General features: G+C 52.9%; 24 protein-coding genes. 10 read left to right on the top strand and 14 right to left on the bottom strand.

Annotated features, from left to right (window positions below; genetic code table 11):
- Position 1 precedes the first annotated feature (1 nt).
- The 4 genes from brnQ (at position 2) to Q9J79_RS03850 (ending at position 6,401) form a co-directional block, all read left to right on the top strand.
- Complete coding sequence (gene brnQ / locus Q9J79_RS03865; RefSeq protein WP_301911908.1) at positions 2-1,327, top strand: branched-chain amino acid transport system II carrier protein; 1,326 nt, start codon at positions 2-4, stop codon at positions 1,325-1,327.
- A 107-nt stretch (positions 1,328-1,434) separates the two neighbouring features.
- Positions 1,435-2,643 carry a nicotinate phosphoribosyltransferase gene (gene pncB, locus Q9J79_RS03860; protein ID WP_107996607.1) on the top strand — a complete coding sequence of 403 codons (1,209 nt, stop codon included), beginning with the start codon at positions 1,435-1,437 and terminating at the stop codon, positions 2,641-2,643.
- A gap of 91 nt (positions 2,644-2,734) precedes the next feature.
- Positions 2,735-4,453, top strand: coding sequence for an arginine--tRNA ligase (gene argS, locus Q9J79_RS03855; RefSeq protein ID WP_301911909.1), 1,719 nt, complete (start codon positions 2,735-2,737; stop codon positions 4,451-4,453).
- A 529-nt stretch (positions 4,454-4,982) separates the two neighbouring features.
- The gene (locus Q9J79_RS03850; protein WP_301911910.1) at positions 4,983-6,401 is read left to right on the top strand and encodes a sulfatase-like hydrolase/transferase; all 1,419 of its coding nucleotides are present in this window, start codon (positions 4,983-4,985) and stop codon (positions 6,399-6,401) included.
- Positions 6,402-7,696: 1,295 nt separating this feature from the next.
- Here the strand turns inward: Q9J79_RS03850 and Q9J79_RS03845 are convergent.
- From Q9J79_RS03845 to Q9J79_RS03800, 10 genes are all read right to left on the bottom strand, one after another.
- Positions 7,697-8,443, bottom strand: a complete 747-nt coding sequence (locus Q9J79_RS03845; RefSeq protein WP_003708737.1) for an amino acid ABC transporter permease — start codon at positions 8,441-8,443, stop codon at positions 7,697-7,699.
- Complete coding sequence (locus tag Q9J79_RS03840) at positions 8,427-8,606, bottom strand: hypothetical protein (protein WP_013448733.1); 180 nt, start codon at positions 8,604-8,606, stop codon at positions 8,427-8,429. The genes Q9J79_RS03845 and Q9J79_RS03840 overlap by 17 nt, the downstream gene beginning before the upstream one ends.
- Before the next feature lie 15 nt (positions 8,607-8,621).
- Positions 8,622-9,296: a thermonuclease family protein gene (locus tag Q9J79_RS03835; RefSeq protein WP_301911911.1), complete on the bottom strand. Its 675-nt coding sequence runs from the start codon at positions 9,294-9,296 to the stop codon at positions 8,622-8,624.
- Between the two features lie 68 nt (positions 9,297-9,364).
- Complete coding sequence (rpiA, locus tag Q9J79_RS03830) at positions 9,365-10,036, bottom strand: ribose-5-phosphate isomerase RpiA (RefSeq protein ID WP_301911912.1); 672 nt, start codon at positions 10,034-10,036, stop codon at positions 9,365-9,367.
- 76 nt (positions 10,037-10,112) lie between these two features.
- Positions 10,113-10,595 (bottom strand): 2-C-methyl-D-erythritol 2,4-cyclodiphosphate synthase, encoded by a 483-nt coding sequence (ispF, locus tag Q9J79_RS03825; RefSeq protein ID WP_301912001.1) that lies wholly within the window; start codon positions 10,593-10,595, stop codon positions 10,113-10,115.
- 31 nt (positions 10,596-10,626) lie between these two features.
- A complete protein-coding gene (gene ispD, locus Q9J79_RS03820) occupies positions 10,627-11,316 on the bottom strand; it encodes a 2-C-methyl-D-erythritol 4-phosphate cytidylyltransferase (RefSeq protein WP_301911913.1) in 690 nt (229 codons plus the stop codon).
- Positions 11,313-12,047, bottom strand: coding sequence for a DNA polymerase III subunit epsilon (dnaQ, locus tag Q9J79_RS03815; RefSeq protein ID WP_301911914.1), 735 nt, complete (start codon positions 12,045-12,047; stop codon positions 11,313-11,315). Before dnaQ ends, ispD begins: the two co-directional genes overlap by 4 nt.
- Positions 12,048-12,204: 157 nt before the next feature.
- Positions 12,205-13,515, bottom strand: coding sequence for an MFS transporter (locus Q9J79_RS03810; RefSeq protein ID WP_301911915.1), 1,311 nt, complete (start codon positions 13,513-13,515; stop codon positions 12,205-12,207).
- Positions 13,505-13,690 carry a cbb3-type cytochrome oxidase assembly protein CcoS gene (ccoS, locus tag Q9J79_RS03805; RefSeq protein WP_107996599.1) on the bottom strand — a complete coding sequence of 62 codons (186 nt, stop codon included), beginning with the start codon at positions 13,688-13,690 and terminating at the stop codon, positions 13,505-13,507. The genes Q9J79_RS03810 and ccoS overlap by 11 nt, the downstream gene beginning before the upstream one ends.
- Entirely contained in the window at positions 13,690-13,989 is a 300-nt protein-coding gene (locus Q9J79_RS03800; protein ID WP_301911916.1) for an HLGFF motif protein, read from the bottom strand. Before Q9J79_RS03800 ends, ccoS begins: the two co-directional genes overlap by 1 nt.
- A gap of 349 nt (positions 13,990-14,338) precedes the next feature.
- On the opposite strand from Q9J79_RS03800, the gene Q9J79_RS03795 reads away from it, so the two are divergent.
- On the top strand, positions 14,339-15,535 hold the full coding sequence (locus Q9J79_RS03795; protein ID WP_301911917.1) for an acetate kinase: 1,197 nt from the start codon (positions 14,339-14,341) through the stop codon (positions 15,533-15,535).
- 409 nt (positions 15,536-15,944) lie between these two features.
- On the opposite strand, the gene Q9J79_RS03790 is transcribed toward Q9J79_RS03795, so the two are convergent.
- Positions 15,945-17,786, bottom strand: coding sequence for a protein-disulfide reductase DsbD (locus Q9J79_RS03790; protein ID WP_301911918.1), 1,842 nt, complete (start codon positions 17,784-17,786; stop codon positions 15,945-15,947).
- 90 nt (positions 17,787-17,876) lie between these two features.
- On the opposite strand from Q9J79_RS03790, the gene Q9J79_RS03785 reads away from it, so the two are divergent.
- A complete protein-coding gene (locus tag Q9J79_RS03785; RefSeq protein WP_301911919.1) occupies positions 17,877-18,347 on the top strand; it encodes a DUF1841 family protein in 471 nt (156 codons plus the stop codon).
- A 72-nt stretch (positions 18,348-18,419) separates the two neighbouring features.
- On the opposite strand, the gene hpnC is transcribed toward Q9J79_RS03785, so the two are convergent.
- Both hpnC and Q9J79_RS03775 read right to left on the bottom strand, forming a co-directional pair.
- Complete coding sequence (gene hpnC, locus Q9J79_RS03780; protein ID WP_301911920.1) at positions 18,420-19,232, bottom strand: squalene synthase HpnC; 813 nt, start codon at positions 19,230-19,232, stop codon at positions 18,420-18,422.
- 86 nt (positions 19,233-19,318) lie between these two features.
- Positions 19,319-19,801 carry an FKBP-type peptidyl-prolyl cis-trans isomerase gene (locus Q9J79_RS03775; RefSeq protein ID WP_002212871.1) on the bottom strand — a complete coding sequence of 161 codons (483 nt, stop codon included), beginning with the start codon at positions 19,799-19,801 and terminating at the stop codon, positions 19,319-19,321.
- Positions 19,802-20,276: 475 nt separating this feature from the next.
- On the opposite strand from Q9J79_RS03775, the gene Q9J79_RS03770 reads away from it, so the two are divergent.
- The 4 genes from Q9J79_RS03770 (at position 20,277) to Q9J79_RS03755 (ending at position 22,882) form a co-directional block, all read left to right on the top strand.
- Positions 20,277-20,543 (top strand): hypothetical protein, encoded by a 267-nt coding sequence (locus Q9J79_RS03770; protein ID WP_301911921.1) that lies wholly within the window; start codon positions 20,277-20,279, stop codon positions 20,541-20,543.
- A 109-nt stretch (positions 20,544-20,652) separates the two neighbouring features.
- A complete protein-coding gene (locus tag Q9J79_RS03765; protein WP_301911922.1) occupies positions 20,653-22,020 on the top strand; it encodes an FAD-binding oxidoreductase in 1,368 nt (455 codons plus the stop codon).
- Between the two features lie 34 nt (positions 22,021-22,054).
- Positions 22,055-22,561 carry a YfbM family protein gene (locus Q9J79_RS03760; RefSeq protein WP_301911923.1) on the top strand — a complete coding sequence of 169 codons (507 nt, stop codon included), beginning with the start codon at positions 22,055-22,057 and terminating at the stop codon, positions 22,559-22,561.
- Between the two features lie 90 nt (positions 22,562-22,651).
- Positions 22,652-22,882 (top strand): hypothetical protein, encoded by a 231-nt coding sequence (locus Q9J79_RS03755; RefSeq protein ID WP_250314195.1) that lies wholly within the window; start codon positions 22,652-22,654, stop codon positions 22,880-22,882.
- Positions 22,883-22,960: 78 nt separating this feature from the next.
- Here the strand turns inward: Q9J79_RS03755 and smpB are convergent, their stop codons facing one another.
- Positions 22,961-23,407 (bottom strand): SsrA-binding protein SmpB, encoded by a 447-nt coding sequence (smpB, locus tag Q9J79_RS03750; RefSeq protein ID WP_013448717.1) that lies wholly within the window; start codon positions 23,405-23,407, stop codon positions 22,961-22,963.
- Positions 23,408-23,413 lie beyond the last annotated feature (6 nt).

Genomic DNA, 23,413 nt, shown 5'->3' with positions numbered 1-23,413 from the left:
CATGATGACAAGCAAACAAAACCAAGCCTCATTATGGGCGGTCGGACTGATGCTGTTTGCCCTGTTTTTTGGTGCGGGCAACCTGATTTATCCCGCCTATCTCGGTCAACAGGCAGGCGAAAACTGGCTGATTTCCATGCCCGGCTTCTTATTGACCGGCGCAGGCCTGCCGCTATTGGGCGTAATCGCCATCGGCTACTCGGGTTCCCGTGATGTCGAAGCACTCGCCTCGCGTGTCGCCCCCTGGTACGGCATAGCGTTTGCCGCCTCCCTCTACCTTGCCATCGGCCCGCTGTTCGCCCTGCCCCGGACGGCGACAGTTTCCTTTGAAATCGGCGTTTTACCGCTGATCGGCAACCTTCCCCCGAATATGGCTCAGGCAGTATTCAGCCTGCTTTTTTTCGGCCTGGCCTACTGGCTTTCGATGTCTCCGGGCAAATTGGTTGGCCGCATCGGAAAAATCCTGACGCCCGCACTCCTGCTGACCATCGCCGTATTGGTCGGTTATGCCGCACTCAACCCCATCGGCGCACCGCTCGCTGCACAAGGCGATTTTGCCCTCCGCCCGATGATTAAAGGCATTTTGGAAGGCTACGGCACGATGGACGCCCTCGCCTCACTCGTCTTTGCCATTATCGTTATCGACGCCGTCCGTGCCATGGGGGTCGACAACCGTTCGGACCTGCTGAAAACCACCGCCATATCAGGCCTGATGGCTGCAGGCTGCCTTGCTGCGGTTTACCTGCTGATAGGCTATATGGGGGCAACCAGTGTGGCGGGAATCGGTTTGCAGGAAAACGGTGCGCTGGTATTGTCGAAATCGGCACAATACTATTTCGGACTGGGCGGCAACCTGCTGCTGGGCATTATCGTACTGCTTGCCTGCCTGACCACCGCTGTCGGCCTGATTACCTCATGCGCCGAATATTTCAACCGCCTCTGTCCGGGCATTTCCTACAAAACCTTCGTCATCATCAATACGCTGGTTTCCATTGTCTTGGCAAACAAGGGTCTGTCAGCCATCCTGCAGATTTCCGTCCCCATGCTCATGCTGCTTTATCCGCTGACCATCGTACTCATCCTGCTGACCCTGACCGACAGGCTGTTCGGCGGTAGCCGCATCGTCTATTTCTGCACCATGATGCCCGCACTGGCGGTCGGCCTGCTCGATGCCTACAAAACCGCCTTCGGTTTCAGCGAAACAGCAGCAAAAGCCATCGACAAAGCCCTTCCCCTATACAGCATAGGACTGGGTTGGATTATTCCCTCTTTAACCTGCTTTGCCTTAGGCTGCCTGCTCAATGCGGCCGTAAGGAAAAAATCCTGAAACCATGCCGTCTGAAAGACCTTCAGACGGCATTTTCGGTACACAGGGCAAATGTGATATGTTCTAATACGTCCTAAGCCGCCACCAGAAATCGGGAGACACGCCATATGACCGGCATCATACATTCACTTCTTGACACCGACCTCTACAAATTCACTATGCTGCAAGTGGTTCTGCACCAGTTTCCGCAGACACACAGCCTTTACGAATTCCGATGCCGCAATGCCTCAACTCCCTATCCGCTTGCCGATATCAAGGAAGACTTGGAAAAGGAACTTGACTCACTCTGCCAACTGCGCTTCACCCATGACGAACTCGGCTACCTCCGCAGCCTGCGCTTCATTAAAAGCGATTTCGTCGACTATCTCGAACTCTTCCAGCTCCAACGCCGCTTTGTCGAAGTCGGCACCGATGCCGAAGGCCGTCTGAACATCCGTATCGAAGGCCCCATGATTCAAGCGATGTTTTTTGAAATCTTCATCCTTGCCATTGTCAACGAACTTTACTTCCGCCGCTTGGAAACACCTGCGGTCATAGAAGAAGGCGAACGCCGGCTTCAAGCCAAAGCCGCACGTCTGAAAGAAATAGCCGCCACACAGAATCCGGACGATCCGCCCTTCCTGATTTCCGACTTCGGCACACGCCGCCGCTACAACCTCCCATGGCAGGAACACGTCATCCGCACCCTGCTTGAAGCCGCCCCCGGCATCGTACGCGGGACCAGCAACGTTTATCTCGCCAAAAAACTCGGCATTACCCCCATCGGCACCATGGCGCACGAGTTCCTGCAGGCATTCCAGGCCCTCGACGTACAATTGCGGAATTTCCAAAAAGCCGCGCTCGAAAGCTGGGTACACGAATACCGCGGCGACCTCGGTATCGCATTGACCGACGTGGTCGGCATGGATGCCTTCCTGCGCGATTTCGACCTTTATTTCGCCAAGCTCTTCGACGGTTTGCGGCATGATAGCGGAGACCCCTACGAATGGGGGGACAAAGCCTACACACACTATAAAAAACTCAAAATCGACAGCCGGACCAAAATGCTGACCTTCTCCGACGGACTGGATATCGACCGATCTTGGGCTTTGCACCAATATTTCAAAGACCGCTTCAAAACCAGTTTCGGCATAGGCACCAACCTGACCAACGATATGGGGCATACGCCTTTGAATATCGTGTTGAAACTGGTCGAATGCAACGGTCAGTCCGTCGCCAAGCTCTCCGATTCGCCCGGAAAAACCATGACCAACAACAACACCTTCCTTGCCTACCTGAGGCAGGTATTCGGCGTTCCCGCCGTACAAACATCCTAGTCCCCGGCAACAATCCCACAATTCCTATTGCTGCCGTACAAATTCTTTTAAAATACCGCCTGATTTGAATTTAACCGAAAGACCGAACTTCATGAACCTACACCAAACCGTCGAACACGAAGCCGCCGCCGCCTTTGCCACCGCAGGCATCGCCGACAGCCCTATTGTTTTGCAGCCGACCAAAAACGCCGAACACGGCGATTTCCAAATCAACGGCGTGATGGGTGCGGCGAAAAAAGCCAAACAAAATCCGCGCGAATTGGCGCAAAAGGTCGCCGAAGCATTGGCGGACAACGCCGTAATCGAAAGCGCGGAAGTAGCCGGTCCGGGCTTTATCAACCTGCGTCTGCGCCCCGAATTTCTCGCGCAAAACATTCAGACGGCCTTGAACGACGCGCGTTTCGGCGTGGAGAAAACCGCCCAACCGAAAACCGTCGTTATCGACTATTCTTCGCCCAATCTGGCAAAGGAAATGCACGTCGGTCATCTGCGTTCCAGCATCATCGGCGACAGCATTTCGCGCGTGTTGGCATTTATGGGCAACACCGTCATCCGTCAAAACCACGTCGGCGACTGGGGGACGCAGTTCGGCATGTTGGTCGCTTATCTGGTCGAGCAGCAAAAAGACAATGCCGCGTTTGAACTTGCGGACTTGGAGCAGTTTTACCGCGCCGCCAAAGTGCGCTTTGACGAAGACCCTGCCTTTGCCGATACCGCACGCGAATACGTTGTGAAGCTGCAAGGCGGCGATGAAACCGTGTTGGCGTTGTGGAAACAGTTTGTCGATATTTCGCTCTCGCACGCCCAAGCCGTTTACGACACGCTGGGCTTGAAACTGCGCCCTGAAGATGTGGCGGGCGAATCGAAATACAACGACGATTTGCAGCCCGTGGTCGATGATTTGGTTCAAAAAGGTCTGGCGGTCGAAGACGACGGCGCGAAAGTCGTGTTCTTGGACGAGTTTAAAAACAAAGAGGGCGAACCTGCCGCATTTATCGTGCAAAAACAAGGCGGCGGCTTCCTTTATGCTTCCACCGACTTGGCGTGTTTACGCTACCGTGTCGGCACGCTTCATGCCGACCGCCTGCTGTACGTCGTCGACCACCGCCAAGCCCTGCACTTTGAGCAACTCTTTACCACTTCACGCAAAGCCGGCTATCTGCCGGAAGATGCAAAAGCCGAGTTTATCGGCTTCGGCACGATGATGGGCAAAGACGGCAAACCGTTCAAAACGCGCAGCGGCGACACCGTGAAACTGGTCGATCTGCTGACCGAAGCCGTTGAGCGCGCCACTGCTTTGGTGAAAGAGAAAAATCCCGAATTGGGCGCGGATGAAGCCGCTAAAATCGGCAAAACCGTCGGCATCGGCGCAGTCAAATACGCCGACTTGAGCAAAAACCGCACCAGTGATTATGTGTTCGACTGGGACGCCATGCTCTCGTTTGAAGGCAACACCGCCCCCTACCTGCAATACGCCTACACCCGCGTGCAAAGCGTGTTCCGCAAAGCAAGCGAATGGGACGCAACTGCGCCAACCGTTTTGACCGAACCTTTGGAAAAACAACTGGCCGCCGAGCTGCTGAAATTCGAAGACGTGCTGCAAAGCGTGGCGGACACGGCGTATCCGCACTACCTCGCCGCCTACCTCTATCAAATCGCTACCTTGTTCAGCCGCTTCTACGAAGCCTGCACAATACTCAAAGCCGAAGGCGCAAGCCGCAACAGCCGCCTGCAACTGGCGAAGCTCACCGGCGACACGCTGAAACAAGGCTTGGATTTGCTGGGCATCGATGTGTTAGACGTAATGTAAAACCGCACCGCCCGATTGCGGACAACAGCCCCGCCATCCTCATCCGAATCTGAAAAAAGCGGCGCGATACACCGTATCCGCCGCCCTTCCCAAAATGCGAAACAGACAAACGCCAAGCAAGCAAGCAAGCAAGCAAGCAAAAAATTATAACCCCCTTCCTGCCGACGCATGCACTTTCCGCGCGGCGCATTCCCCTTTTCCCGCCCCTCAAATCCGCCTTTTCTTCAGGCAGGGTTTCAGCCCGCCTCTTTTCCCTGTTTTCCTTTCCCCGACACGCGTGCGCGCCCCCTGCCGCACTGTGCTGCACTTTCGCGCCCGGACGGCATCGGTCTGTCATCCGGTTCTCTGTTTTAAATACCCCTGTTTCAGAAAGAAATGCAGATGTTTCAACACACAGGACGACATATAAAGCACCGCCCTATGTGTTGCCCCGATTTGGAAGGGGTTACGCCTCCCAAATAAAGTCTGATCCTGCCGCCCCGAAGGACAGATGTCCGAGTGGCGAAGTTTCAACCGAAAAGGAAATACGATGAATATTCACGCCCTGCTCTCCAAACAATGGACGCTGCCGCCATTCCTGCCGAAACGGCTGCTGCTGTCCCTGCTGATACTGCTGGCTCCCAATGCGGTGTTTTGGGTTTTGGCACTGCTGACCGCCACCGCCCGCCCGATTGTCAATTTGGACTACCTTCCCGCCGCGCTGCTGATCGCCCTGCCCTGGCGTTTCGTCAAAATTGCCGGCGTATTGGCGTTTTGGCTGGCGGTTTTGTTTGACGGGCTGATGATGGTCATCCAGCTCTTCCCTTTTATGGACCTCATCGGCGCCATCAACCTCGTCCCCTTCATCCTGACCGCCCCCGCCCCTTATCAGATAATGACCGGGCTGTTACTGCTGTATATGCTGGCGATGCCGTTTGTGTTGCAGAAAGCCGCCGCCAAAACCGACTTCCGACACCTTGCCGTCTGCGCCGCCGTTGTGGCAGCAGCCGGCTATTTCACCGGCCATTTGAATTACTACGACCGGGGGCGGATGGCCAATATCTTCGGCGCAAACAACTTCTATTACGCCAAAAGTCAGGCGATGCTCTACACCGTCAGCCAGAATGCCGACTTTATTACCGCCGGCCTGGTCGATCCCGTCTTCCTCCCCTTGGGCAATCAACAGCGTGCCGCCACGCATCTGAACGAGCCGAAATCTCAAAAAATCCTCTTTATCGTCGCCGAATCTTGGGGGCTGCCGGCCAATCCCGAACTTCAAAACGCCACTTTTGCCAAACTGCTGGCGCAAAAAGACCGTTTTTCAGTTTGGGAAAGCGGCAGTTTTCCCTTCATCGGCGCGACGGTCGAAGGCGAAATGCGCGAATTGTGCGCCTACGGCGGTTTGCGCGGGTTTGCACTGCGCCGCGCGCCCGACGAAAAATTTGCCCGCTGCCTCCCCAACCGTTTGAAACAAGAAGGTTACGCCACCTTTGCGATGCACGGCGCGGGCAGTTCGCTTTACGACCGCTTCAGCTGGTATCCGAGGGCGGGCTTTCAAGAAATCAAAACCGCCGAAAACCTGATCGGTAAAAAAACCTGCGCCATTTTCAGCGGCGTGTGCGACAGCGAGCTGTTCGGCGAAGTGTCGGCATTTTTCAAAAAACACGACAAGGGACTGTTTTACTGGATGACGCTGACCAGCCACGCCGACTATCCCGAATCCGACATTTTCAACCACAGGCTCAAATGCACCGAATACGGCCTACCCGCCGAAACCGACCTCTGCCGCAACTTCAGCCTGCACACCCAATTCTTCGACCAACTGGCGGATTTAATCCAACGCCCCGAAATGAAAGGCGTGGAAGTCATCATCGTCGGCGACCATCCGCCGCCCGTCGGCAACCTCAATGAAACCTTCCGCTACCTCAAACAGGGGCACGTCGCCTGGCTGCACTTCAAAATCAAATAACAACAATGCCGTCTGAAAGCATCAACAGCCTTCAGACGGCATTTTGCAGACAGGCCGACCCCCTCAAGCCCACTTTTTTCATCATTTCCGATAAATTGCTTTGTATAGTGGATTAACAAAAACCAGTACGGCGTTACCTCGCCTTAGCTCAAAGAGAACGATTCTCTAAGGTGCTGAAGCACCAAGTGAATCGGTTCCGTACTATCTGTACTGTCTGCGGCTTCGTCGCCTTGTCCTGATTTTTGTTAATCCACTATAAGAATCCAAAAATCCAAAATCACAGGAAGTTATCAAAAAAACAGAAACCATCCGCCATCATTCCCGCGAAAACAGGAATCCAGAAACCCAAAGCCACAGAAATTTATCGGAAAAACCGAAACTTCTCCGCCGTCGTTCCCGCGCAGGCGGGAATCTAGGTCTGTCGGTGCGGAAACTTATCGGATAAAACGGTTTCTTCAGATTTTACGTTCTGGATTCCCACTTTCGTGGGAATGACGGGATGTAGGTTCGTAGGAATGACGTGGTGCAGGTTTCCGTATGGATGGATTCGTCATTCCCGCGAAAGCGGGAATCCAAAGCCACGGGAATTTATCGGAAATAACTGAAACGCCGCCGCCGTCATTCCCGCAAAAGCGGGAATCCGGACCCGGAAACCGCAGAAATTTATCGGAAATAACTGAAACTTCTCCGCCGTCGTTCCCGCGAAAGCGGGAATCCAAAGCCACGGGAATTTATCGGAAAAACCGAAACTTCTCCGCCGTCGTTCCCGCGAAAACGGGAATCCGGAAACCCAAAGCCACAGAAATTTATCGGAAATAACTGAAACTCCTCCGCCGTCATTCCCGCACAGGCGGGAATCTAGGTCTGTCGGTGCGGAAACTTATCGGATAAAACGGTTTCTTCAGATTTTACGTTCTGGATTCCCACTTTCGTGGGAATGACGGGATGTAGGTTCGTAGGAATGACGTGGTGCAGGTTTCCGTATGGATGGATTCGTCATTCCCGCGAAAGCGGGAATCCAGATCCGGAAACTGCAGAAATTTATCGGAAAAACCGAAACTCAAAAACAACGGAAACCGAACGGATAGGATTCCCGCCTGCGCGGGAATGACGGCTCATACATCACCCCAAAAAATTGAAACCAAACAGATGGGATTCCCTCTTGCGTGAGGCTGACAGATGCCGTCTGAAAGACTTTCAGACGGCATAGGGCGTTTTCTCTTTGAATGTAAATTTGCTACAAAAAAGCCGCCTCAAATGAATACCGAGGCGACTTTTTGTTGATATGACTCCAATCAGCGGTGTTGCGGATTGTAACGTTTTTCCAAACGCAGGAATATCCAGCCTAAGAAAGTCGTCATCAGAAGATAAATCAGGGCGACGGTATAAAGCGGTTCTTCATAAACCGAGTACCGACCCGTAATCGTATTCTGAACATAGGCCAACTCCGCCACGGCAATCACCGACAGCAGCGAGCTGTCTTTTAGCAATGTGATAAATTCGCTTGCCAAAGGCGGCAGCATACGGCGCAATGCCTGCGGCAGAATCACATAGCGCATCGCCTGCGGATAAGTCATACCCAAAGAACGCGCCGCCTCCATCTGCCCTTTGTCTATAGACTGGATGCCCGCGCGGAAAATCTCACAGATATACGCCCCCGAGTTGGCAACCAAAGCAAGCGAACCGGCAATCAGCGGCCCGTATCCGCGACGCAGCTCGACTGCCGCTTCCCCGCTGACCAAAATGCCGTCTGAAGGGTGGACAAAAAACGGAAACCACACATACGCCCAAATCACAATTTGAACAAACAGCGGCGTACCTCGGAACAGCGTAACGTACAGCAGCGAAACCTTACGCAACGCCCACGCCAGCACGCGCATCGGCACACCGGCTTTTTCCAAGTGAATCAGGCGCGCCAATGCCAAAAGCAACCCCAATACCGAACCGCCCGAGGTCGCCACGACCGTCAGCCCCAGTGTCGTCAGTGCGCCATAAAGGAACATCCAGCGGTATTCGTAAATAATGTCAAAACGAAAATCCATATAGTGTCCGTATCAAAAACCGGCGAAACTGCCGCCGTTTCAAAATAATCCGCCATTTTACCGTAAAAACCGCCGCCTGAACTTTTTTATCGCGGCAGACGGCGGTTGCGCGTTTCCGCAAAAATGCCGGACGCGCGGTTTTCAGACGGCATTTGCCGTTCAAAGCCGTGCGGTGTCTTTACCAAATGCCCAACCATTCGCCCATGGCATCCGTCCAATCCTTATTGCCCCCGCCGCTCCTGCCTGCACGGCGGTACGCCCACGGCGCTTGCGGATTTTTAGCTTTCCACAATCCTTTGCGTTCCCTTTCCGCCTGAATTTGAGCGTCGGCATAGTCGGCAAAATCCGCCTTATCCTGCTGTTCTTTAGCATAACTTTTATAATGCCACGCCGCCCCATCCTGCACCTGCATCAGGTTCAAATCGGTTTTGCCGACAGAAACCTGCGCCACTTCGCGCTGATAGCGGTCGGTATCGAACACGCGCACGCTGACTTTCCTGCCTTCCGCCGCCGCGCGCAGGTTGTCGCGCGAACGCGTGCCGTAAGCCTGCTTCATCTCCGGCGCGTCGATATACGCCATACGGATTTTGTGTTTCGCGCCGTCGCCGTCGATGACGTGCAGGGTGTCGCCGTCATAGACTTTGGACACCGTGCCTGTGTAGCTGCGCCCGGATTTCGCCGATACCCGTCGGCGAACGGGTGTTTCATACCTACCCGCACCCTCCTCTACACCCAATTCATTCAGTACGGCAATACCGGTACGGACAAGCTCGCTGTCGTATCCCGTATAACCCAACGCGCCCAAAAGCGACAGGGCGACGGGAAGCCATTTCATGATTTTTTTAATCTGCATATTTTTCAAATGCCGATGCCGTCTGAACATATCGGAACCGGATTTCAGACGGCATCTTAACGTCAGGATTACCCTTGGCAGGGATAGATGACTTTCGCGCCCTCTTCCGTACCTAAAACCAACACGTCGGCGGCATCGCGGGCGAATATGCCGTTTTCGAGCACGCCGGTGATTTTGTTGATTTCGTCTTCCATCGTCAGCGGTTTGTCGATATTCAAGCCGTGGACATCGACGATCTGGTTGCCGTAAAACGTGGTGTAGCCGATACGCAGTTCGGGCTGCCCGCCCATGGCGAGCAGTTTGCGCGAAACAAGGGAACGCGCGCTTTCGACGACTTCCACTGGCAGAGGGAATTTGCCCAAACGTGAAACATATTTGCTTTCATCCGCAATGCAGACAAATTTTTCGGATGCACTGGCGACGATTTTCTCGTTGAGGTGCGCGCCGCCGCCGCCCTTAATCATTTGCAGGGCGTGGTTGACTTCGTCCGCACCGTCGATATAGACCGCCAACCCCGATACTTCGTTCAGGGAAACGACGGGAATGTCGTACTGGGCAAGCAGTTCGCTGGATTTTTTGGAAGTAGATACTGCGCCTTTGATTTTTTTGCCGCTTTTGCCCAAGGCTTCGATGAAAAAGTTGATGGTCGAGCCGGTACCGATACCGATGTATTCGTTTTCGGGTACGAATTCGACTGCTTTTTCGGCGGCGATGCGCTTGAGTTCGTCTTGTGTCGTCATATTTTTGTCCTTTGGGAAACCGTATCAACAAACAGCCGCCATCTTAACATTTTTTTGCACGTCCTGCCCGCCGCGTTCAAATCTGTACCAGCAATACCGCCGCCTGCGCCTCTATGCCTTCCATCCGCCCGAGATAGCCGAGTTTTTCGTTGGTTTTGCCTTTGATGTTGACGCACGAAATATCGATGCCCAAATCGGCGGCGATGTTGGCACGCATTTGCGGAATGTGCGGCGCGAGTTTGGGTTTCTGTGCAATCACGGTCGTATCGACATTGGCCGCCTGCCAACCCTGCGCCTGAACGCTTTGATACGCCGCACGCAAAAGGGCGCGGCTGTCCGCATCTTTGAACTCTGCGGCGGTGTCGGGGAAATGGCTGCCGATGTCGCCCAAACCTGCCGCGCCGAGCAGCGCGTCGGTAACGGCGTGCAGCAGCGCATCGGCATCGGAATGTCCGAGCAGCCCTTTTTCAAATGGGATTTCAACTCCGCCGAGTATCAGCTTTCTGCCTTCGGTCAGTTGGTGGACATCGTAGCCCTGTCCGATACGGATGTTCGTCATCGTTTGTGTTCCTGATGTTTTGAATTGAAGTTCAGACGGCATTGAGCAGCAGCCTGACGATGTATGCGTCCTGCGGCTGCGTCAATTTCAAATTGCGCACGTCGCCCTGCACCAGCAAAGGGCGGATGCCCAATTTTTCCACGGCGGACGCTTCATCGGTAATGCCGTCCAAGTTTTCCGCAGCCAATGCGCGGTACAGCAGACCCGCTTGAAAAAGCTGCGGCGTTTGTGCCTGCCAAAGGCTCATCCGCTCGACGGTTGCACTAATGTTCCCACCGTCTGCGCGTTTGAGCGTATCGGCAACGGGAATTGCCAAAATCCCGCCTTCGGCGGCGTTGCCCGCCTGTTCTATCAACCGCGTCAGGGCTTCAGACGGCAGGCAGCAGCGCGCGGCATCGTGTACCAGAATATTGTCGGTTTCCGCCGCCAAACCGGTTTCCAACAGTTTTGCCACACCGTTGCGGACAGTTTCGGCGCGGGTCTGTCCGCCGTTTTTCCACACCCGAACCTGTGGAAATGCCGTCTGAACCTTATCGGCAAACGTGTCTTCGGGCGAGACGACAACGACGGTCAAATCGACGGCCTCATGCCGTTCAAAAATCCCAAGTGTATGTTCTAAAACGGTTTTGCTTCCGATTTCGACATATTGCTTGGGTTTGTCCGCACCGAAACGCGCCCCGATGCCGGCGGCGGGAATCAGCGCGATATTTTTGCGCTTCATGCATTTTCCCCGCCGTTTTCAGACGGCACGGCTTCCTTGCGCCAAATACAGGCTTCGCCCAAGCCGTCCAAATATTGCCCGTGTTCCGCCAACTCGTTTTCGTCCGCCCTGATGACTTTCAGTTTGCCGCTGCGTTTGGTTTCGGTATACGCCACGGGTTTGGTTTCCATTTTTTCCTCTGCGGCCGCACCCATTAGGTCGAACTGCCGCCGCGTCATAGCAAGATAGACCTCGCCCAAAAGCTCGCAGTCAATCAGTGCGCCGTGCAAGACGCGCTTGCTGCGGTCGACGGAAAAACGGTTGCACAGGGCATCCAGGCTGGCTTTCTGCCCGGGGAACATTTCGCGCGCCATCGCCAGGGTATCGGTAACGGTGCAGCCGAGTTCCTCGACGGTCGGCAGCCCCATCCGGCGGAACTCCATATTGAGGAAGCCCACGTCGAATTTGGCATTGTGGATAATCAGTTCCGCACCGCGCAGAAAATCGGCAATCTGCCTTCCAACCTCTGCAAACGGCGGCGCGTTTTTCCCTTCCAAAACCTGTATCGTCAAGCCGTGGACGCGTGCCGCCTCTTCGGGCATATCGCGCTCGGGATGGACATAGAGGTGCAGGTTTTTGTCGGTCATTTGGCGGTTGACCATTTCCAGACCGGCAAACTCGACCAAGCGGTCGCCGCCGTCTGCATAAAGACCGGTGGTTTCGGTATCGAGGATGATTTGGCGTTGAATCATGTCTGCTTCTTTCTTCAAATTTTCCATCTACTGACTATTTTTTAGGCAGCGTATTTTTCTGTTTTCATTTCAATGCACAAACCCACTTATTCACAGCGTGTTCACAACATTGGACAGGCGGATTGTGTATTTTGGGGACAATTTTTTCAGACGGCATTCAACGTTTTTCCCCAATCGGCACAACTCCCAAAAACCGCTTCTCACGTTTCACCAAATACGCCAACAGCGGAATATTTCCCAAGGCGACAATCAGATACAGCAGTGAAATGCTGTCAAACAAAAACAGCAGCACCGCGCTCAAAACGGCGGCGGAAACCATAAAGATACCGTTAATGATATTGTTGGCGGCAACAGCGTGGGCACGGAAAGTTTCACTGCTGGCGGTTTGCAGCCAAGTATAGAGCGGGACGGAGAAGAAGCCGCCGAAAAAGCCGATCAGCATCATCACCAGCATGACGGGGTATGCCCATCCTTGCGACAGGAACCAGAAAATGCCGTTCAGCCCTTCAAAACGATGACCGTGCGTCAGCCACACCAAAACCAGACCGCAAACCGTCAAACCAAACGCACCAACCGTTACCCAAGCCAACATCAGCCGTTCTCTGCTGAACTTGGCACACAGTACCGAACCGGCGGCAATACCGATGGAAAACAAAGCAAGCATCAGGTTAAAAACATTGTCGTTGCCGCCCAAATGGATTTGGGTAAAGGTCGGCAGTTGCGTGGTATAAACCGCGCCGACAAACCAAAACCACGAAATACCGATAATGGCGGTAAAAACGGGCTTGTGCCGCACCGTTTCACGCAGCAGGGATTTTGTGCCACGGGCAATATTCCACTCGATTTGGGTATCGGCAGCCTTGGCGGGTACAGACGGCATAAACAGGCTGCCGGTCGTGCCTCCGACGGCGACCAGCAAAACCAGTATCCCGACAATATAAGGCGGCACACCTGCCACCGCAGTCCCCAGTATCTGACCGAACAGGATGGCGATAAACGTACCGGATTCAATCAGGCTGTTGCCCATCATCAGCTCGTTGCCGTCGAGATAATCGGGCAGGATGGCGTATTTCAGCGGGCCGAACAGCGTCGATTGCGCGCCCATGCAAAACAGACAGACCAAGAGCAGCGGGGCAGACCGGATATAAAACCCGTATGCCGCCACCGCCATAATGATGATTTCCAGCACCTTGACCCAACGTGCCAAAACAGCCTTGTCGAATTTATTGCTCAACTGTCCCGACAGTGCAGAAAACAGGAAATACGGCAGGATAAACAGCAATGCACCCAAATTCAACATCTGTCCTGCAGGCAGAACGCCGTTTTTTCCCAAACCGTAAAAGCTGATCATCACAAACAGCGCGGTTTTAAACACATTGTCGTTGAACGCACCGAGAAACTGCGTGCCGAAAAGCGGGGCGAAACGGCGGCTGCGGAACAAAGACAGCCCCCCTCCCTTAGCACTCATCTTTTTCCTCTTTTCTTTCAACCAGTTTACTTGTTGAATCATCATCCATCAGAATGCGGTGCGCAGGCCCTTCCAAGTCGTCAAACTGTCCGTTTTTACCCGACCACCAAAAAAACCAGCCGATAACAAATGCCAAAATAATGCTGATAGGCACCAGAATAAACATACTTTCCATCACACCGCTCCGGTCAGGTCGGTCAGAATAAAAGTCTGCCCCGACACGTTCAAATACTCATTGCGTAAAGTCCCTACAGCCGCTTCGTCAAAAAACAGCTCGATACGGTCTTTGACCACGCGCCAATACTGGGGAACTTCCGTCTGGGCAAACGGCGAAAGGACATGGTTGCCCGCCCCATCTTCCAATTTAACGGCAAAACGTCCGCTCTGCGACCGCACCTCCGATTCATCGTCGGCAAGCAAGACAAAGAAGCCTATATGCTGTCCCGATTGGTCATGAATACTGAAATAATGCATAAATTCCCCACCCGCCTTTTTCAGACGGCATCAACTAAAAACAGGGCGAATGTACCAGCTTGAACGGGAAAAACGCAAAGAATCCTCTCCGCAACCTTGAAAAATACCGACATACCGCATATTTTCCCTTCCCCATCAAAATACCCAACTTCCGCCATTTTCACGCAAACGCCCGATTAAGCCAAGCAGCCGCAACTGTTTTTTGATAAAATAGCGCGTTTTTATTCATCAACCGTTTCAGCCGGCCCCACTACTTTCCCGTCAAGGAAAACAAAACGGATTCGGCACGGGACTTGGTTAGTATCTGGGTCCAACCCCCATGCCGTCTGAAACTTTCCGGAGTTAGAAAATGTCCCAAAAATTAATCTTGGTTTTGAACTGCGGCAGCTCGTCCCTCAAAGGTGCAGTCTTAGATAACAATAGTGGCGAAGTCCTGCTCAGCTGCCTTGCCGAAAAACTCAACCTGCCCGACGCGTACATCACATTCAAAGTAAACGGCGAAAAACACAAAGTCGACCTGTCTGCCAAGCCCGACCACACCGGCGCAGTCGAAGCCCTGATGGAAGAACTCAAAGTCCACGGCCTCGACAGCCGCATCGGCGCCATCGGCCACCGCGTCGTCAGCGGCGGCGAACTGTACAGCGAATCCATCCTCGTTGACGACGAAGTCATTGCCGGCATCGAAAAATGCATCCCGCTCGCCCCTCTGCACAACCCCGCCCACCTCTTGGGTCTGCGTGCCGCACAAAGCATTTTCAAAGGCCTGCCCAACGTCGTCGTTTTCGACACTGCCTTCCACCAAACCATACCGGAACACGCCTACAAATACGCCATTCCGCAAGAATACTATGAAAAATACGGCCTGCGCCGCTACGGCGCGCACGGTACCAGCTACCGCTTTGTTGCCGACGAAACTGCACGCTTCCTCGGCAAAGACAAAAAAGACCTGCGCATGATCATCGCCCACCTGGGTAACGGCGCATCCATTACCGCCGTCGCCAACGGCGAATCACGCGACACCAGTATGGGCCTGACCCCGCTGGAAGGCCTCGTAATGGGTACGCGCAGCGGCGACATCGATCCTGCCGTATTCGGCTTCCTCGCCGAAAACGCCAATATGACCATCGCCCAAATCACCGAAATGCTGAACAAAAAATCCGGCCTGCTCGGCATTTCCGGTCTGTCCAACGACTGCCGCACCATTGAAGAAGAAGCCGCCAAGGGGCATAAAGGCGCGAAATTGGCCTTGGATATGTTTATCTACCGCCTTGCCAAATACATCGGCAGTATGGCGGTTGCCGCAGGCGGCTTGGACGCACTGGTCTTTACCGGCGGTATTGGCGAAAACTCCGACATCATCCGCGAACGCGTAATCGGCTACTTGGGCTTCCTCGGTCTGAACATCGACCAAGAAGCCAACCTGAAAGCCCGCTTCGGCAACGCCGGCGTGATTACCACTGCCGACAGCAAAGCCGTTGCCGTGGTCATTCCGACCAACGAAGAGCTGATGATTGCCCACGACACTGCCCGTTTGAGCGGTCTGTAAGGTTTTATCCGCACACGAACTGCCTCCGGAAACGGAGGCAGTTTTTTTATCCGACTTTCCATGCTTAAACAGCACTGCCTCTTTTCAGACATTGACGGTTGCAGCCGCCTACCTGAACCTTGATAATTGACTATTTTTTAATCATGTTATTATTTTCCATAAAACACATGGCATTAAGATGTTTTTCCACAAAAGATACACACAGCGGCAAACAACGGCTGTGTTTATCTTTTCTTATGCCTATTTTTTAGTCATCGTATTTTTATCTTTTAATTTCAATACGCAAACTAACTTATACACACGGTTTTCACATCTTTGGACTGCTTCCGTGTGTATAGCGGATATTGCCGTTTTCCTTTCTGACAAAAATGCCGTCTGAGAACTTCAGACGGCATTTGAAACATCGGAATCAGCGGTTCTGTTCATACCACTCGATAAACTTTTCTGCTTTGACAAAACCCAGCAGCGGCTCGCTGCGGCTGCCGTCGGCGCGGACGACAAACACGCCCGGCGGCCCGAACAGACCGTATTCTTTCAACAACGCCTGATGTTCGGGCGTGTTGGCGGTTACGTCGATTTGGAAAAAGCGTTCCATATCGACTGCCTGATGCACTTCCGGCTGATTGAGCGTGTATGCCGCCATTTCTTTGCAGGATATGCACCAGTCGGCATAAAAATCCAAAACGACGGGTTTGTCGGGATGTTCTTTCAACGCCGTATCCATCGCTGCCTTCAGCGCGGCAGTATCGGCAAACATTTTGCCGTGTTCCGAATATTTGCCTGCTTCGGCCGGGGGATTGAGGGTCAGGAAATGGTGCAGCGCGGTCGTTTTGCCTTTTGCGCCCTGCCAGCCGAACCACGCGCCGCCTATCAGCAATATACCGCCCAATGCGAATGCCACAGCTTTCGGACGGCGTTTCTGCCTGCGTCCGTTGACCAGCAGCATAAAGGCGGGAACCAGCATCAGCAACGTGTACAGCGCGACGACGAGATAATAGGGCAAATGCGGAGTGGCGAGGTAAACGGCGACGGCTAGCAGGATGAAGCCGAATGCGTATTTGACGGCATTCATCCAATCGCCAGCCTTAGGCAGGATATGTCCGCCGAACGTGCCGATGGCAATCAGCGGCACGCCGGTGCCCAACGCCAAAGTGTAAAGTGCCAAACCGCCCAAAACCGCATCGCCCGTCTGACCGATATAGCCCAAGGCAAATGCCAGCGGCGGGGCGACGCACGGCCCGACAATCAGCGCGGACAATATGCCCATAATAAAGACGGAAACGATTTTACCGCCTGAAAGTTTGCTGCTCTGGTTTTGGAAATACGACTGCACAGCGTTGGGAAGCTGGATGTTGAACAGCCCGAACATAGACAGTGCCAAGACGACCATCAAAACCGATGCCGCCAACACCACCCAAGCCTGCTGCAACCATACGGTCAGCAGCGCGCCCGTCAGCCCGGCAACAATGCCGACCAGCGTATAAGTCAGAGCCAAACCCTGAACATAAACGACGGACAGCACAAACGCCCGCGCCTTGCCTGCCTTTTTGTCACCGACCACAATGCTGGACACAATCGGCAACAAGGGATACATACAGGCGGTAAAACTCAGACCCAAACCGGCGAGAAAAAACGCCAACAGGTTGGCGTTGAGCGTATCCCAAGACAGCTTGAAACGGCTGTCGCCGCCCTCATCCCCCTTTGGGGGCGGCAACGCCCCGCTGCCGTTTGTGGAGGAAGGCTGCAAAAAACGGTCTTTGGCGGATACCGGCTCATCGGTTTGCGGATGGTAAGTGCCGTTGCCGGAAATATCAAACTCGGTATCCACGGGCGGATAGCACACGCCGGCTTCGGCACAGCCCTGATAGGTCAAAACCAATTTATACGGTTCGCCGACAGCCTTTGCATAAGGAAAGGCAACCTGCGCTTCGTGATGGTAAACCGTCTGCCTGCCAAAAAACTCGTCTTCCTTCTCTTCACCCTTGCTGAAAGAAGGCTGTCCCAACAAATCCGCCGGATCGGTTTTGCCGACGATTTTCGCCTGATACATATAGTATCCGTCGGCAATCCTGAAACGGACATTCACACCGTCGTCGGCAACGGTAAGCTCCGGAACGAATGCCTTTTCCGGCGGCAGCAGATCGTTCGCATCCAGCGCGAAAGCCCGTCCGCACAACATCAAAAATACGGCGAACAGGCAAATCAGTTTTTTCATAATCGAATCCGTTTCAGACAAATAATTTGTCCACATTATAAAAGGTAAAGTTGACGGCGGGATTTAATTTATGTAAAACCCGCCATTGTCCGAACCTATTTACATAAACATCTTATCGAACCCGCCATGTACGATGTCAATACCCACGATGTCCGCCGCTTTTTCGCCCGCGTGTGGCAGCAGCGGCTCAATCCGCTGCAATTGGGCGCGTTGGAACAGAAAGCCCTCCGCATTGTCGAAGCCCATCCCGAATACCACCGCTATCTCGAACATATCGAAGACCATCTGGACACCGACTGGCTGCCGGAAAACGGCGAAAGCAACCCCTTCCTGCATATGTCGCTGCATCTGTCCGTCCAAGAACAGGCGGGCATAGACCAGCCGCACGGCATACGCGCAATCCATCAGGCACTGTGCGCCAAACGCGGCTGGCTGGAAGCCGAACACGAAATGATGGAGGCACTGGCGGAAACACTGTGGACGGCGCAACGCTACGGCACCGGTTTGGATGTCAATTTCTACATGACCCGACTGCGCAAACTCATCGGCTTGGGTGTAGAGGATCAAGCCAGGTTGAACCCGCATGAAATCGCATGACCATACCAACCGCCTGCAAAATGCCGTCTGAAGCGGAACAAGCCCTTTCAGACGGCATTCATTTTCCCCAAATTATTTCCACAACGCGCGTTTCAGCATAATCAGCCAATCCTTCTTATCCAAAACCGGACGTTGTGCAAACACATCGTAGCCGCACGCGTCCAGTTTCTGCAAAATCAACTGCGCCCCCAACACAATCATACGGAGTTCCAAACCGATACGCCCTTTCAATTCGCGCGCCAAAGGCGAACCCGCCTTCAGCATACGGAACGCGCGCCGGCACTCATACGCCATCAGCCGCTGAAACGCCGCATCCGCCCGTCCTGCCGCAATCTGTTCCTCGGAAACACCGAATTTCAACAAATCGTCCTGCGGAATATAAACCCTGCCCTTTTGCCAATCCACAGCCACATCCTGCCAAAAATTCACCAGTTGCAAAGCCGTACAAATGCCGTCGCTTTGCGCCACGCACACCGCATCCGTTTTCCCGTACAAAGCCAGCATAATGCGTCCGACAGGGTTGGCGGAACGCCGGCAATAATCGGCCAGCTCGCCGAAATGCGCGTACCGCGTTTTGACCACGTCCTGCGAAAACGCCGAAAGCAGATCATAAAACGGCTGCAAATCCAAACCGAACGGCACAACCGCCTCGGCATCCAATCGTGCAATCAAAGGATGCGCCGACCGGCCGCCCGATGCCAACACGTCCAACTCGCGCCGCAAACCCTCCAACTTCGCCAACCTGGCTTCAGACGGCATACTGCCCTCGTCCGCCATATCGTCCGCCGTACGTGCAAACGCGTACACCGCATGAACCGGCTTCCTCAACCTGCGCGGCAAAATCAGCGAACCGACGGGAAAATTCTCATAATGCCCAACCGACATACCTTCTCCATCCATCAAACAAAATGCCGTCTGAAACGGAACAAACCCTTTTCAGACGGCATCAGATACCTCCAAGCTGCCGGCAATCAGTGGTGGTGATGACCGTGCGGACCGTGGACATGACCGTGTGCGATTTCCTCATCGGATGCATCGCGCACGCTTTCAACCGTAGCCTTAAAGCGGATTTTCATGCCTGCCAAAGGATGGTTGCCGTCCACCACCGCCTTGCCGTCGGCAACATCGGTTACACGATAGACGACAACATCGCCGGTTTCAGGATCGTCGGCTTCAAACATCATGCCGACTTCGACTTCAACAGGGAACACACCCGCATCTTCAATACGGACCAACTCCGGATCCTGCTCGCCGAACGCATCGTCGGGCGACAGCGCCACATCGACCGTATCGCCGGCATCCTTACCGTGCAACGCCTCTTCCACCAAAGGGAAAATGCCGTCGTAACCGCCGTGCAGATACGCAATCGGTTCTTCGGTTTTGTCCAAAAGCTGATTGTTGGCATCATACATCTCATAATGCAGCGAAACCACGGAATTCTTCACGATAGCCATATTTGTCCTTTCAGGAACAGCAGATTGATTACAGGCGCATTCTAACACAACCGCCGCGCCGGCCGATTACCGTTAACCTGTTCATAAACTGTACAGCACATATTTCAATGTAAATTTTTGTTATTTTATTGTGGTGTAACTTTTTTACAACATTCTTAAAAACCATTCCAACCTGTCTGCCGACTTCCCCAATCTGCCTTAATAAATCATACAAGATACTGAATTATATTAATCTCTATAATATTCATCCCTATCGAATTTTTAACAGCAAAACCGTTTTACAGGATTTATCAATCCGCCCGGCGGAAAAACTTTTCATTCAAACCTGCTTTCCCATTTGCACACCGTTGCAATCCCCTATTTCGTGGTGCATAATTACGCAAAATTCAGCAATGAATTTCCAACCCAGTTTGTAGTATGGTCGACAAAGACCTATTTGTTTCAACAATTTAAATTGATTTTAAAGGTTACTAAAATGAAAACATCCCTGTTTGCCGCTGCTTTGTTGTCTTTGGCCCTGGCCGCCTGCGGCGGAGAAAAAGCCGCTGAAGCACCTGCTGCCGAAGCACCTGCCGCCGAAGCTCCCGCTACTGAAGCTCCTGCTGCTGAAGCTTCCGCTACCGAAACTCCTGCTGCTGAAGCTTCCGCTACCGAAACTCCTGCCGCTGAAGCTCCTGCTGCCGAAGCTCCTGCTGCCGAAGCTCCTGCCGCTGAAGCTCCTGCTTCCGAAGCTGCAAAATAAGCATTTTCCGCTTGCAAAAAAGCAGGATACGTTCAGTATCCTGCTTTTTTGACTTTTCAGACGGCATCAGATTCCCTTCCTCAATATCCTCCCCACCCTTCCGACAAACATGCTTGACCTGCATACCGAATTTTCCCGACTCCTGCCGGCAGATGAAATTGCCGAACCTTCTCCGACGCTTTTAGAAGACCGGCGCAACCGCTTTACGTCTGCACCAGACATCATTTTGCAGCCGCGCAGCGTTGAAAGCGTTCAAACCATTATGCGTTTCTGCCACAAACACCGTATTCCGGTTACGCCACAAGGCGGCAATACCGGTTTGTGCGGCGCGGCAGTATCGAAAAACGGCGTATTGCTGAATCTTGCCAAACTCAACCGCATCCGCAGCATCAATTTGTCAGACAACTGCATAACCGTCGAAGCAGGTTCCGTACTCCAAACCGTCCAACAGGCAGCCGAAGCCTCAAACAGGCTGTTTCCACTCAGTCTCGCCAGCGAAGGCTCGTGCCAAATCGGCGGCAACATCGCCTGCAATGCCGGAGGTTTGAACGTATTGCGTTACGGCACGATGCGCGACCTGGTTATCGGTTTGGAAGTCGTCCTCCCCAACGGCGAACTGGTTTCCCATCTCCATCCCCTGCATAAAAACACCACCGGCTACGACCTGCGCCATTTGTTTATCGGTAGCGAAGGTACATTGGGCATTATCACCGCAGCCACGCTCAAGCTGTTTGCCAACCCCTTAGACAAGGCGACCGCCTGGGTCGGCATTCCCGACATCGAATCCGCCGTCCGCCTGCTGACCGAAACCCAAGCGCACTTTGCCGAACGCCTATGCAGTTTTGAACTGATCGGCCGTTTTGCCGCCGAATTGTCTTCCGAATTCAGCAAACTCCCCCTGCCGACACATTCAGAATGGCACATCCTGCTTGAATTGACCGACTCTCTGCCAAACGGCAACCTTGACGGACAACTTGCCGAACTCCTATATGAAAAGGGTTTTACCGACAGCGTATTGGCACAAAGCGAACAAGAACGTGGCCATATGTGGGCATTGCGCGAAAACATCTCCGCTTCACAACGCAAACTGGGCACCAGCATCAAACACGATATTGCCGTCCCCATCGGGCGCGTTGCCGACTTTGTCCGCCGGTGCGCCAAAGATTTGGAACAGAATTTCAAAGGCATACAAATCGTCTGCTTCGGACATCTGGGCGACGGCAGCCTGCACTACAATACTTTCCTGCCCGAAATCCTCAGCAATGAAGTCTATCGTTACGAAAACGACATTAACAGCACAGTCTATTGCAACGTTCTTGCCTGCAATGGTACAGTTGCCGCAGAACACGGCATAGGTATCATCAAAAAACAGTGGCTGGACAAAGTACGCACCCCTGCCGAAATCGCCCTGATGAAAAGCATCAAACAACACCTTGATCCATATAACATCATGAACCCGGGCAAACTTCTTCCATAAATAACTGATTCAAAATGAAATTATAGGAAATATCATGGGAATGACAGCAACCTATCAACTGGTCGATAATGAAAAACTGGCTTTGCTTAAAAACACCGATACCGAATGGCAAGAATTGTTTGAAGAACTGGAAGATTTGGAGGATGAGGCTGCCGTCTGCCTCGACATCGATAAAATGTGGGATGTTTTGCATTTTGTACTGACCGGAATAAGTGCAGAAAATCCCTTAAAGGGCAATCTGTTATCCGAATCAATCGTCGGAACGGCACCCATTTCGGACGGCGACGGATACGCCGCTTATATCGAATCCGCCCAAATCCATGAAATCGTCTCAGCTTTGGAAGGCTTCGACATAAAAAGCGCAATGGAGCATTTCAGTATGCAGGTGTGCAAAGAGCATCATATCTACCCCGACATTTGGGATTATGAAGATGAAATTGATGATATAAAAGAAGAAATTACCGACTACTTTTACAAAATCGGCAATTTTTACAAAACCGCCCGGCATTCAAATAGCAATGTACTGGTCAGCATTTACTAAATATATTTCAAACACCACGGAAACTTTAATGAAGACAAAGTACGGAATCGCACTCAAGGAAACCTAGGTATTTCAACCTGGGAGACCATCATGAGTAAAAGTTACAGAAAACACCCCTTTTCCCCTATAACCACGGCAGTCAGCGAAAAACAGGACAAACGCCTTGCCAACCAGAAATTACGGAGAATAGCGCGCGAATGTCTGAAACAAGGAAAAGAACCACCCCACCATATCAGGGCAATCAGCAACGTTTACGATTTCGCCAAAGACGGGCATTTCCGTTTTTCCGCTTCCCGTCATCCGCATCTTTTACGCAAATAGAAAACAGGGCAACCGCCCTGTTTTTCCGTTTCGTATTTCAACACCATTGTTCAAATGCCGTCTGAAACCGCATCCCCATCAGCGTGTATGCTTAATCAACCGCTGTTTCTCGCGTTTCCAATCCGCCTCTTTCATACTCTGGCGTTTGTCGTGCTGTTTCTTACCTTTTGCCAAACCGATTTCCATCTTGATTTTTCCGCGCAAAAAATGCAAATCCAGCGGCACGATGGTGTAGCCGGCGCGTTCGGTTTTTCCGATTAACTTATTGATTTCCGACTGTTTCAACAAGAGCTTGCGCGGGCGTACGGCATCCGGTTTGATGTGTGTCGAGGCTGTGGGCAACGCGGTAATATGGCAACCGACCAGATAAAACGCATCTTTTTTCCAATAAATATAACTCTCTTTAAGCTGTACGCGCGCGGCGCGGATTGCTTTAACTTCCCAGCCTTCCAATACCAAACCGGCTTCAATCCGGTCTTCAATGAAAAAATCGTGAAATGCTTTTTTATTGTTCGCAATAGCCATAAACAT

The sequence above is a fragment of the Neisseria viridiae genome, assembly GCF_962747995.1.
GTDB lineage: Bacteria > Pseudomonadota > Gammaproteobacteria > Burkholderiales > Neisseriaceae > Neisseria > Neisseria viridiae.
This window is presented reverse-complemented; position numbering and strand designations above follow the sequence as displayed.